This window comes from Fictibacillus barbaricus (genome assembly GCF_014635025.1).
GTDB lineage: Bacteria > Bacillota > Bacilli > Bacillales > Fictibacillaceae > Fictibacillus > Fictibacillus barbaricus.
The window spans coordinates 1,735,226-1,747,605 of record NZ_BMCE01000001.1 but is presented as its reverse complement, the minus strand read 5'-3'; the positions used below and the strand labels follow the sequence as shown (position 1 = coordinate 1,747,605).

Below are 12,380 nucleotides of genomic sequence, written 5' to 3'. Positions count from 1 at the left end.
TCCCTCCTTTGCTCTCATGAAACTTTTCATCTTATGTTTGTTTTTACAACGGTCCGGAAATACCTTGTTTACGGATCATTAAGAAGTGGGCACCCATTAAGCCTAACAATGCTGCAGGAAGGAAGAATACGTGAATCGCAAAGAATCGCGTAAGCGTCTGTGCTCCGATAATCTCTCCGCCGGCAAGGAACGTTTTCGCGATCGGTCCAACTACAGGAATTGTCATAGCGATCTCAATCCCTACTTTTGTCGCAAATAGCGCTTTCATATCCCAAGGCAATAGATAACCTGTGAAACCTAAACCTAACATAACAAAGAAAATAAGTACTCCAACTACCCAGTTTAACTCTCTTGGCTTTTTATAAGCTCCCTGGAAAAATACGCGCAATGTATGTAAAAACATCATTACGATAACAAGGCTCGCACCCCAATGGTGCATTCCGCGTACGATAACTCCAAATGCCACTTCATTTTGCAGGTAATAAACGGATTCCCAAGCATTCACGATATCAGGCACATAATACATCGTTAAGAACATACCTGATAGAATTTGGATAACCGTGATGAAAAAGGTTAGTCCACCGAAACAGTAAACAAATGCAGAAAAATGATGTGCGGGGTTTACGTGTTCAGGTACCTCATGGTCTGCAACGTCTCTCCAAAGTGGCGTAATATCCAGGCGCTCATCTACCCAGTCATAAATCTTTTGTAGCATTCATTACGCCCCCTTTCTTGGTTTTGCCTTTCCTAAATAAAGCTTTCCATCTTTCACCTGGCTGTCATATACATCAAGCGGTGCAAGAGGTGCAGTACCCTTAACGTTTGTTCCATCCTTGGTATAACGGCCTAAGTGGCATGGACAGAAAAACTGATTAGGGTGCGATGGATCTGTATTCCAGTCTACCGTACAACCTAGATGTTTACAGATTGGAGAAAGTGCGATAACATCACCATTCTTCGCTTTATAAACCCAAGCAGATTGAGTAACATCAGACTCGTACCAGCCATCTTTTTGTTTGATTTTAAAATCGAAACGCTTTGGTTCGTTCGCTAGCTCTTCAACGCTCGTAACCGCTACCATTTCTTGATCTGTACCCTCTTTTAAAATCGGATCAAGGGCGAAACGGACCATTGGCATAAGCATGCCGGCAGCCATAAAACCGCCAACGCCAGTTAATGTGTAGTTTAAGAACTGACGTCTTGAAATATCTTCCTTTGACATTGTTTTCCCCCCCTTATGCTGTAAATGACGGTCCATCCGGACTTTTACACACATATTACTAGGACATAAACATGATAGCTTATGTTGTCTTTTAATGTCAATATGACATGTGGTAAATATTACGAATTTATACTTCTCTGCCAATCGTTGAATATGAGCTGAAATATAGGTTTTACCTGCTCTTTTACAACTTCAAGTTTATAGTTTTCATCCAAGCTATCAAGCGGCAGTGCCGGAACCCAAAAAAGCTTGCCTGAAAGACGCTGTTCGAATTCTTTCCAATATACGTCACTGGTCATCAAAAAGACATGCTTAAAGTGTCCGGAAATTGTAACATGTTCTATGAAACTTGCTAGCCGTTCAATAGCCGGTTCGTCCTTTACATAAGTAAAATTAGGAGCTAAAAACAGTCTGCCATGAAGCTGACGCTCCATTTCCCCGCAGAGCAGCTCGGTGTATTCTGCCATCGTTACACTCGACTTGAAATCTTGTGTGAAACTTACAGGAGTTAAGGGGATTAATAGAGAGTCAACATATTCTCCAGACTTTAAGAATACGTCTGCATCTTTTGTTTTCCATTTCATGATAAAGTCTCCTTACTTAGTATGTACTGTTTTTATCGTACCATAATTCTGGCAGGATTATCGCGTAGCTTTTGAAAAGCTGGTCTAGGAGACTGTCGCCTCTTGTTTAGAGACGAGGACGGGTATGAATATTAAATTCCCGGAATGACTAGAATCTTAAAAGAGCACAAAAAAAGATGACTCCTAGAATGAAGTCACCTCTACGTTTATGATGGCTGTTTCTCAAGATTCTTAAGTTCGTTCGTCCATTTCGTGAAACTATCAAAATCTTTTTGATCTAAGGCTTCATCAATTTTAGCCATGATATCGTTCTTACGGTACGTTTCGATCGATTTTTCTAAAACCATTTCTGCCCATATGCCGTATTTTTTATCCATTGACATATTTTGCGGCAAGTGAGGATTCTCTTCTAAGACCGAGGCATATTCTGGAGTCAGCCGTGACGCATTGAAATTAAGCTCCAGGTAGATCTCTTCTTCTTGGTTCAACCTGATGTCATGGAACGATTTTTCAGCATCTGTTGTTAAAACATTCTGCTTATAAAAACGAAACGGAACACCATCTGTGCATTGAGTTGACATGATAATGGCTTTTGGGCAATATTCAGCTTTCTCAACAAAATGTACTTTTTCCATCAACTGATCATCACTGACTAAATAATTTAATAACCAAACACATTCGCGCTTCTTTAACTGATAATGATTAAGGAACCATTTGATAAAATCCTTCTTTTCAAGGACCGAAACGGTGCTGCTCATTGCAATCCCCCCATCATTCAAAACACGTCTTTTGTATAATAATTATATTCTCCCACTGGTTGTAAAATCCTTCTTAGCTTCAGAAAGTTTTAAAATTCTTCCATTCGGTTTAAAACATCCTCTATGTCCACTCGCTCAGGATTATGTTTTAGCAGGTTCAACAAGATGTTCTTCGCTTTTACCGACTCGCCTTCCTCTAAAAGGAAATAAGCATATTCTTCTAAGAACACAGGGTCTTCTGAAAAAAGTTCTGCTGCTTTAGCATACCACCCGGCTGCTTCCTCATAGTTTTCAGTTTCTTTATTAGCTGTTGCAAGATGCCAATACATGAGTGGAATCTCCTCTTTCGTATCAGCGAGTGGTTTGTATAAACTTAACAGATCTTCAAATCTATCTTCTGCAATATATTGATCACCTAAACGTAGGAGCGGCTCTATTCGGCTCGGATTAAGTTCTAGAGCTTGTTTCACCCATTCTTCACCCTGATCTGGGTTATGGAGTTTATATGCTAGTCTCGCTGCCTGCAAATATATATTTTCGTTGTGTTCATCTCTTTTTAAGCCTTCTGTGATGACCTCATAAGCTTCAGCTAAAGCCCCTTCTTCTTCATATGATTCAGAGAGAACACTGTATAAAGTGGTATAGTCTGGATCCATATCTTTTAACTCTTCTAAACTTGCGATCGCTTCTTTAAATTCACCTGCTTTAAAGGCTGTTACACCATGGCCGAACAGGCTGTATAGATCCTTATGGTGATCCAGTCCTTTTCTGTAAAAAGGCAGTGATTCTTCAAATTTTCCAGCTCTGCTTAAAGCTTCTGCATATCTAAGCGTTAAGTCTTCAATTTCTGCATTTTGATCTAATGCTATCTTTAATAACGGTAAACTCGAATCAAACTTACCTTGTCTCAAATAGAAATCGCCCAGCGCATAGGCGAGAACAGGATGGTTCTCGTCTTTTCGGTGTGCTGCAGTTAGTTTCCGTTCAGCCACTTCAGTTAATCCAAGATTCTCGTACAGATCTGCTTGCAGAATAAGTGCCCTCAAATATTCATCATCCTGCTCTTTTACCTGTTCTAAATACTCGATTGCTTTCTCATCCATCCCTTCATCCAGACAGCACTCTGCAATAGAAACAAGCAGTTCCCCGTCACCAGGATATTTCATCAGTAATTCGTTAAAAAGAGTCATTGCTTCTGATGCATGTCCCCAATTCAAGTAAATTTCTGCTATCTCAAACTTTTCAGGGTCTGTTGCTTTTTGCTTTAGCTGATCTAATAAAGACATTCCTTTTTCTACGTCGCCGCGTTCTACAAGCCTAATCGCATCTTGGATATCATTCAATGGTAAAACTCCCTTATCCCTTGTATTCTTGTGCTTATTATACACGAGATATAAGAGATTCTCCAAAACGACGGGGCTTAACGACGACAATTTCTTTGCCATGACCTTGATGTTTTTCCGGAAGGTTCTCTGAATAGACGATTGTTCCTCTCACGATTACATTCTTTATGTTTTCAGTCACACCATCAGTGGAAAGAAGACAATAATCTGCATCGCTGCCGGTAAATAAACCACCTTTATCAGGGTAGAGGCCTAGTGTCTTCAGGCTGGGCAATGGGACCGTTTCATCTTCATACAGTTCATTGAACAATGTCGGAATCTGATACTTTGCAGAAAGTTCATTCCATTTTTTTTGCCATAGTTTTTTCATTTTACTATCTATATGCGAAGGGAAAGTTGGAAAAATAACTGTTCCGTAAATAAAATTAGCTTCTCTGATCCTTTCCCAGATCACGTGTGTTAACTGACTAAAATCCTTACAGATCAACTCAATAAAAGGAATCTTTTTCTTTCTGCAAAAACTTATCATCTGTGGTGTGATTCTTTCTGGAGACATGCTTAGGCCGATACAATAATCAATTGAACTTGAAATGAGCAGATGGCGTGTTCTTTTTAGTTCTGTTTCTGCATCGTGGAGATAATTAATCTCAGCAGAAGTTAAAAGTGTAGTCGTACCTTTACGAAGTTTCTCAGATAAACGCTGCTTTACAATCTCAATCGGCTGTTTATTTAATGAAAATAGAGGACTGATGTGGCCTGGAACCATCTTAAATCCATGCATGGACATCTTCATGACATTCATCCTGAGAGGGCCCTGTGACACATAGGAGATCTTTTGAGAGTCTACTAGATAAGAAAGAACAGTATTCGTACCGAGCGATTGCAACGGGCGCTCAATAATATATCGCATAGCTCGCCTCCTTTTTTCTCTTTAAGACAAGCTATGATAGAAATGCTATTTTTATGAAAGAAAAGTCTTATAAACAAAAAAAGTCCTGACATGTAAGCGTTGTCAGGAAAGAATAATATGGATAGGAGTGGAGAGAAACCATATTACCCTCATTATAAAGACAGCTTTTTTAAAATGCAACACTTTTTTGAAAATTATGAAAATAGCCCGAGTCTTTTAACGAAAGAACCCGGGCTGCTTCTTATTTGCTTACTTTTTCTTTAACTGTTTCTATATATGTTTCTAAGTGACTGATGATCTCTTTATTCTGAGCTTCTTCACCTACTGTGATTCGGATCATTGATGGGAATCCGAGTGCGTTACCTGAACGCACAATATATCCTTTTCTTAGCAGAAAATCAAAGGCTTCGTCGGCATCTGATTGCACATCAAGGAGAATAAAGTTTGCTTCAGAAGGATAATACAGCAGACCTTTATCTTCACAGAAAGAGTAGAAAAGTTTTAACCCTTCTCTATTCTTTTCTTTACACGTCTTGATAAATTCTGCGTCGTCAAGTGCACCGATAGCAGCAGCCTGTGCGATGCGTGAAGTATTAAAAGGTTCTCTTGCCGGCTCTATAGACTGTATGACCGTGCTGTTCGCAATTCCGTAACCGATACGGAGGGCTGCAAGTCCATGTGCTTTAGAGAAGGTCCTTAAGATCACCAGATTCGGAAAATCATTTAAATAAGTTACCGTGTTTGGATAATCAGCAGCTGAAACATATTCAAAGTATGCTTCATCACTCACAACAATAACGTTTGAGGGAACCCTCTTCATAAAGCTTACAAAGTCAGCTTCAGGGATATAGCTGCCAGTAGGGTTGTTTGGATTACAGAGCCAGACAATTCTTGTTTGATTGTCGATGGCCGCTAACATCGCTTCTAGATCATGGTTGCCGTTGATCAATTGAACTTCCCTTACCTCTGCTCCATCAATAATGGCGTTATGTCTATATTGAGGAAAAGTAGGAGCTGGCATTACTGTGTTTGTTTCAGGAGATAAATAAGCTCTGCATAGGATTTGTACCACTTCATCAGATCCATTGCCGAATATAAGCTGATCTTGATCGACCCCAAGATAGTCTGCTAGCTTCTCTCTAAGCTCTGCTGAATATCCATCTGGATATACATGAAGATTAGAGAGTTCTTCGGTGATTTTATCTTTGGCAAGATCAGAACATCCGTATGGGTTCTCATTTGAAGCAAGCTTTACAATCTTCTCCAAACCTAATTCTCGTTTAACTTCTTCTACCGGTTTACCTGGTTTGTAAGGTCTTAAAGATAATAACTGCTGTTTCGGCTGCATTTTCCCACTCCTTTTTAACGACTATAGACTGGCAGCAATGATTCAATAAATTGTTTAAACGTTGTTATCGCTTCATTCCTGTTCGAAAGCAGCTGTTCTTCTAGTTCTTCGATCTTTTTAACGATCGCACTGCCTACAATGAACCCATCACTTATTCCTTCAAACTGTTGAATCTGTTCTCTTTGTGACAGTCCGAATCCTACTAAGACTGGAACGCTGCTGTTTGCTTTGGCGGCCTTCAAGAAATCGTTCAATTCCTTCCTAAACTCGCTTCGAATCCCTGTAACGCCTAGTGAGGAGATACAATACAAGAAACCTTCTGCTTCTTTTGAGAGTTTAACTAGCTTCTTTTCCCTTGTGGTTGGTGATACGAGAGATATTAAAGCAAGCTGATGGTCTGAACACATTTCTTTTAGATAACCGCTTTCTTCATACGGGAGATCTGGTACAAGAACCCCGTCAACCCCGTTCTCTTTAGCTAACGACAGGAAGCGATTTTCTCCTAATTGTAACAAAAGATTATAATAAGTAAAGATAATAACAGGAATCTCTAATCCTCTTGCCCGAAGTTCACTAACAAGCCTAACTGTTTTCTCAAGATTCATATTCTGAACTAGTCCGCGCATCCCTGCCCGTTGGATAACTGGTCCATCGGCAAGGGGATCTGAATAGGGCACGCCGAGTTCTATTGCAGCTGCCCCACTCTCTTGCAGCGCTAAAGACAATTCAATCGTTGCCTCGATACAAGGATCTCCTGCCATGATATAAGGCACAAAACGATAGTCGGACGAACTCTGAAAAATTTCCCATCTGTTGTTCATGTTATTCGCCCTCCTCCTCAAATTGGTCCATAAGGGTGTGTACATCTTTGTCTCCACGGCCCGAAAGACAAACTACCACTGTCTGATCTTTTTTCATAGATCTAGCGAGCTTTATGGCATAAGCCATCGCATGAGCACTCTCAAGTGCACATAGTATACCTTCATTCATACATAATAGTTTCAGAGCTTCTAATGCTTCTTGGTCGGTTACAGCTTCATAAGTAACCCTTCCTGTTTCATGAAGATAGGCATGCTCCGGTCCTATGCCCGGGTAATCAAGTCCTGCAGAGATAGAATAAGGCTCTGTTATCTGCCCTTCACTTGTCTGAAGCAGCTTGGTCAATGAGCCATGTATCACACCGTTTGACCCTTTTGATAGAGTAGCTGCATGCCGATCTGTATCAACGCCAAGGCCGGCTGCTTCTATCCCGTACAATGGCACTTCCTTGTCAATAAAAGATGCAAACATCCCAATCGCGTTACTACCTCCGCCCACACAGGCTACAACAGCATCAGGAAGTTTTCCGCCATGCACAGACTCGAACTGGTTCTTGGTCTCATATCCGATCACCTGCTGAAACTGTTTAACCATTTTAGGATAAGGATATGGACCGACTGCGGAACCGATCAAGTAGAATGTATCTTCTACTGAAGCTACCCACTCTCTGATCGCTTCGTTTGTAGCATCCTTTAGCGTCTGGCTCCCGCTTGTTACTTCGATCACTTCTGCTCCCAGAAGCTTCATTCGAAACACATTCAACGCTTGTCTTCTTATATCCTCTTTTCCCATATACACTTTACAGGACAACCCATATTTAGCAGCTACAGTCGCTGCTGCAACACCATGCTGACCTGCACCTGTTTCAGCAATAATCTTTTTCTTTCCCATTCTGACAGCAAGAAGTGCTTGGCCGATAGCATTATTAATCTTGTGTGCCCCTGTATGATTTAGGTCTTCCCTCTTTAAATAGATGGCAGCCCCGCCGTTTGACTCACTTAACCGATCTGCTTTTGTCAGCGGAGTAGGCCGTCCAGAATAGATGGCAAGTTCTTTTTGAAATCGTTCATTAAATTCTTTATCACGAACGGCCTCATCAAAGGCTGTCTCAAGCTCTTCGAGTGCAAACATGATCGTTTCCGGTACATATTTTCCGCCGAACACACCATATCTTCCTCTTTGATCAGGTACTGTTGCTGTCTTCATGGGTACATCATCCTTTCTAACTTATCTATCCGTTTTTTGCATTTTTTTCCGTTTTTCTCAATTCCACCACTAAGATCGATTCCATGGGGCTTAAACTTAAGCAGCAAAGAAACATTGTCTGGAGTAATTCCCCCAGCTATAAAACACGAAATGCCTTGTTGCTCCGCTTCCTTCATGATGGCTGGAACGTTTCTCCAAGAAAAAGGTACACCCGTGCCGCCGAACTGCCCTTTTGAGACACTGTCCACAATGATCGCATCTGTAGCACTTCCGTATAAACGGATATCCTCAAGAATTTGGTCACTATATGGCAGCGCTTTGTAGACTTTCTTTTTTGTTTGTTTCTTTAACTCTGCTATCGATTCTACTGTTTCAGCTCCATGGCACTGAATCATATCGAGCGGAACTTCGTTAATCGTATTAATGATCTCTTGATTTGCTGCATTTTGAAAAACGCCAACGAGCTGTTTAGGCCTTCCATATTTTTTAACCCATACTTTCACGTCAAAAGGGTTTACTTTTCTTCTGCTCTCAGCAAATATAAATCCGATCATGTTAGCATGTGTTTTGATTAACAGTCTGTAATCCTCTTCTGACTGACAACCGCAATATTTAATTTGAAATGTCATAATAAAGCTCTTTAATTTTTTTTTCTATAGAGTCAGCCTTCATCAATGTCTCACCGATCAGCATTCCGTTTACCTGATGATCCAAAAGGCTTTTTACATCTGACGCAGTTTTAATCCCGCTCTCACTGATAACAAGTGTGTCTTTCTTAATAGATGGAAGCATGGAAAATGTATGTTGAATATCAGTTTCAAACGTTTTTAGATCACGGTTGTTGATTCCGATCATCGAAGGATTACAAACATCATAAACTTGTTTGATCTCCTCTTTGGAATGAACTTCTACTAAACACTCTAATCCGCATTCGGCAGCAAAATCATACAGATCCCTCAACTTATCGCTCGTCAAGCAAGCTGCAATGAGTAAAATAGCGTCAGCTCCGTTTTCTACACTCTCAATGATCTGCTTTTCGTCAATAATAAAATCTTTTCTTAACAGAGGAAGGGAAACATGGTTTCGTATGTCTCTTAAATATTGAAGGCTTCCTTGAAAGAACTCAGTATCCGTTAAAACGGACAAGCAGGCAGCCCCCGCTTTTTCATACGTCAGAGCAATGTCTATCGGATTAAAATTCTCCTTTATCACACCTTTTGAAGGAGAAGCTCTTTTCACTTCAGCGATCAATGCGGGTCTGTTCTGTGATTGAACAAGCTTTGAGGAAAACGGCCTGTGATCTTTATCTCTAAATTTAAGCTCTCCTTTTGAGAATGGAGGCAGTACCGCAATCTCTTTTTCTTTATGTTGGAGAATTTTAGTTAACATGAACATTCGCCTCCATTTTTGTGATTTCTAGCAAATGATAATAAGCGGTCTGTGATTGTAAGCATTGGTTAACGATCTCAACACCGTCTCGGATACTCTGTACACGATTAGAGGCAAAAAGGGCTGCAGCCGCATTTAAGATAACGATGTTTTTTGCAGATTCATTTCCTTCTCCATTTAAAATGGAAATAATTAGTTTAGCGCTTTCTTGCTTGTTCTTAACTTTTAGGTCATGCAATGACCCTCGTCTTAACCCAGCTTCTTCTGGGGTATAAGTAAAGGCTGAAACAGCGTTGTTCTCAACTAAAAACATGCTCGTCTCCCCAGTAATTGAACATTCGTCCAACCCTTCCTTGCCTGTTACGATCAAAGCTCTTTTTATCCCCAGCACCCTGATCACCTCTGCCAGCTTCCCAGCGACTATCTCATTGCTTGCGCCAATCAACTGATAAGCTGGTGACATAGGGTTCAGTAAGGGGCCAATAGAATTAAAGATGGTTCGAAAAGGAAGCTGCTGTCTTAAGGAAGCAACTTTTTTTAATGCTGGATGAAAATAAGGTGCATGTAAAAACGCGATATCGTATTTTGACAATTGAGTATTCGCTTCATAATGATTACTTGCCGCATGTATGCCTAATGCTTCTAATACATCTGAGCTGCCACTTTTAGAAGTAACCGCTTTGTTTCCATGTTTAGCCACTTTAATACCTAGTGAGGATAAAATGATGCTTACTGCTGTGGAGATATTAAAAGTAGATGCACCATCGCCGCCTGTACCGCAAGTATCCATCAGATCGTGATGAAGTGAAGGCTCTGTTATGCGAGATAGTTTCCGTATGGCTTTTACAAATCCTACAATCTCTTCTACGGTTTCGCCTCGAAAGCTCATGATGCTTAAAACAGAGCTCGCTTGTGCGTCTGAAACTTCTCCACTCGCGAGGTTCTCCATAAAAAAGGAAGCCTCGTTTTCTTTTAATGTCTCGTGTTTCATTATTTTTTGAATGATAGTTGAAATCATATGAACACTCCTTTTAACGTTTTGTTTATCGTTGGAGAAAACAAAAACGTTCAAGGAGGAATCGGAAAGGGTCTAATCATATCTGCACCTCCGTTAATACGGAGAATGAGGGGGAATTAAAGAGGTCGATTTCATTGGAACATGTACTTTATTTTTATGTGGAATACAAAAAAGCCATGCAGAAATAACCCGCATGGCATATGTACATATCCATTCTCGGCTCTGCTCCACTCAAACTCTCTCAACTTGTCTCAACTAAGCTCTAAACTTCATACCTAAACTAAATCTCTAAACTTATCAGTTACAATAAACCATTCACCTTAATCTGTCAACAGATACATCTGAAGAGAGATTAAACAAAAAATTATTTCTTTTGGTAAAAAAACGGTTCAACAGACTCTAAACCATATAACGCTGGATTAAAAATCTGTTCTGTACTCCCGACAAACAATATCCCGCCTTTACGAAGAGCATCGCTAAACTTTTGATAAAGAACCATTTTTGCTTCTTCTGTAAAATAAATCATCACGTTCCGGCAGATAATCAGATCAAAGTCTGTCCCGAATCTATCGGAAAGCAAATTCTGCTTTTTAAATGTAACATTCTTCTTAATAGATTCTGATAGTTTCAATCCCAGCTCCTCTTTTGTAAAATAACGAACCCTCTTATCTTTCGGTACATCTTGAACAGCTTTTTCAAAATAAAACCCTTTTTTTGCACGGTCTAACACTTGTTCGTCTAGATCTGTCGCTAATATTGAAAACCGGGATAAACCTTTGTATTCAGAGAGCAGCATGGATATCGTATACGGTTCTTCACCTGTAGAGCAAGCCGCACTCCACGTCTTAAGTGACTGCCTATCGTCTAATAGAAGAGGAAGGATTTTCTCTTCTAGGACTGCCCACCTAGCGGGATTTCGATAAAACTCTGAAACATTAATCGTCATTCGATCTAAAAATTCATTTAGAAGTTCTTTATCTCGTGAAAGATAACGGTAGTAATCCATAAATGAAGAGAATGAGCGCTTATCCCTAAGCGCAACAAGTCTCCTTTTCATCTGAGCTTCCTTATATAATGACAGGTCGATTCCTGTCTTATCGTAAATATTCTTTTTAAAACTATCATAATCGTGATCCATGTGTGTTTCTCTCCTATTCAACACCAAAAAGAATTTTATGTAATCTTCTATATATATCGGATAGATTCGGGATTATTGCATGAAAAAAAACCGGCACAAGGCCGGCTAAAACGCTTTCATTTTGTTTTGAAATTAAATCCAAACTGCAACTGCTTTATCATAAGAAACGAGCTCTTCTTCTTTAAAGAATAGACCGATTTCACGTACTGCACTCTCAGCTGAATCTGAACCATGAATAATGTTGTTGCTTACTTGTACAGCATAATCTCCGCGGATTGAACCAGGAGCAGCTTCAGCTGGGTTTGTTTTCCCCATCATGTTACGAGCTGTAAGAATTACGTCTTTTCCTTCCCAGACCATTGCAAATACAGGGCCAGAAGTAATGAAATCTACAAGTTCACCGAAGAACGGACGTTCTTTGTGCTCACCGTAATGTTCTTTCGCAAGATCTTCAGAAATGTTCATTAGTTTCGCACCAACAAGCTGAAAACCCTTCTTTTCAAAACGGGATACGATTTCTCCGATTAACGCACGTTGAACACCATCTGGTTTGACCATTAAAAACGTTTTTTCCATGCATTCCCTCTCCTATCATCTATGTATATGTGGGACAAGTTCCCCAGAGAAATCGTACCAAAAATTTTA

General features: G+C 40.1%; 14 protein-coding genes. All 14 read right to left on the bottom strand.

What is annotated here, in order from left to right; all coding sequences use genetic code 11:
* Window positions 1–43 precede the first annotated feature (43 nt).
* The 14 genes from qcrB to ndk all read right to left on the bottom strand — a co-directional run bounded on the left by qcrB (window position 44) and on the right by ndk (window position 12,311).
* Window positions 44–715 (bottom strand): menaquinol-cytochrome c reductase cytochrome b subunit, encoded by a 672-nt coding sequence (qcrB, locus tag IEV52_RS08730; RefSeq protein WP_066241815.1) that lies wholly within the window; start codon window positions 713–715, stop codon window positions 44–46.
* Window positions 716–718: 3 nt separating this feature from the next.
* On the bottom strand, window positions 719–1,222 hold the full coding sequence (locus IEV52_RS08725) for a Rieske (2Fe-2S) protein (RefSeq protein WP_188402058.1): 504 nt from the start codon (window positions 1,220–1,222) through the stop codon (window positions 719–721).
* Window positions 1,223–1,341: 119 nt separating this feature from the next.
* Window positions 1,342–1,806, bottom strand: coding sequence for a YpiF family protein (locus IEV52_RS08720; protein ID WP_188402057.1), 465 nt, complete (start codon window positions 1,804–1,806; stop codon window positions 1,342–1,344).
* Between the two features lie 206 nt (window positions 1,807–2,012).
* Window positions 2,013–2,564: a ReoY family proteolytic degradation factor gene (locus IEV52_RS08715; protein WP_188402056.1), complete on the bottom strand. Its 552-nt coding sequence runs from the start codon at window positions 2,562–2,564 to the stop codon at window positions 2,013–2,015.
* An 89-nt stretch (window positions 2,565–2,653) separates the two neighbouring features.
* The gene (locus IEV52_RS08710) at window positions 2,654–3,907 is read right to left on the bottom strand and encodes a tetratricopeptide repeat protein (RefSeq protein ID WP_188402055.1); all 1,254 of its coding nucleotides are present in this window, start codon (window positions 3,905–3,907) and stop codon (window positions 2,654–2,656) included.
* 37 nt (window positions 3,908–3,944) lie between these two features.
* Window positions 3,945–4,817, bottom strand: coding sequence for a hypothetical protein (locus IEV52_RS08705; protein WP_188402054.1), 873 nt, complete (start codon window positions 4,815–4,817; stop codon window positions 3,945–3,947).
* Between the two features lie 241 nt (window positions 4,818–5,058).
* Window positions 5,059–6,165: a histidinol-phosphate transaminase gene (gene hisC, locus IEV52_RS08700; RefSeq protein WP_188402053.1), complete on the bottom strand. Its 1,107-nt coding sequence runs from the start codon at window positions 6,163–6,165 to the stop codon at window positions 5,059–5,061.
* A 14-nt stretch (window positions 6,166–6,179) separates the two neighbouring features.
* The gene (trpA, locus tag IEV52_RS08695) at window positions 6,180–6,986 is read right to left on the bottom strand and encodes a tryptophan synthase subunit alpha (protein ID WP_188402052.1); all 807 of its coding nucleotides are present in this window, start codon (window positions 6,984–6,986) and stop codon (window positions 6,180–6,182) included.
* A gap of 1 nt (window position 6,987) precedes the next feature.
* On the bottom strand, window positions 6,988–8,190 hold the full coding sequence (gene trpB, locus IEV52_RS08690; RefSeq protein ID WP_188402051.1) for a tryptophan synthase subunit beta: 1,203 nt from the start codon (window positions 8,188–8,190) through the stop codon (window positions 6,988–6,990).
* Window positions 8,187–8,819 (bottom strand): phosphoribosylanthranilate isomerase, encoded by a 633-nt coding sequence (locus IEV52_RS08685; RefSeq protein ID WP_188402050.1) that lies wholly within the window; start codon window positions 8,817–8,819, stop codon window positions 8,187–8,189. The genes trpB and IEV52_RS08685 overlap by 4 nt, the downstream gene beginning before the upstream one ends.
* A complete protein-coding gene (trpC, locus tag IEV52_RS08680) occupies window positions 8,803–9,579 on the bottom strand; it encodes an indole-3-glycerol phosphate synthase TrpC (RefSeq protein ID WP_188402049.1) in 777 nt (258 codons plus the stop codon). The genes IEV52_RS08685 and trpC overlap by 17 nt, the downstream gene beginning before the upstream one ends.
* Window positions 9,569–10,597, bottom strand: coding sequence for an anthranilate phosphoribosyltransferase (gene trpD / locus IEV52_RS08675; RefSeq protein ID WP_188402048.1), 1,029 nt, complete (start codon window positions 10,595–10,597; stop codon window positions 9,569–9,571). The genes trpC and trpD overlap by 11 nt, the downstream gene beginning before the upstream one ends.
* 364 nt (window positions 10,598–10,961) lie before the next feature.
* Complete coding sequence (locus IEV52_RS08670; protein WP_188402047.1) at window positions 10,962–11,735, bottom strand: CheR family methyltransferase; 774 nt, start codon at window positions 11,733–11,735, stop codon at window positions 10,962–10,964.
* A gap of 132 nt (window positions 11,736–11,867) precedes the next feature.
* Window positions 11,868–12,311 carry a nucleoside-diphosphate kinase gene (gene ndk / locus IEV52_RS08665; RefSeq protein WP_188402046.1) on the bottom strand — a complete coding sequence of 148 codons (444 nt, stop codon included), beginning with the start codon at window positions 12,309–12,311 and terminating at the stop codon, window positions 11,868–11,870.
* Window positions 12,312–12,380 lie beyond the last annotated feature (69 nt).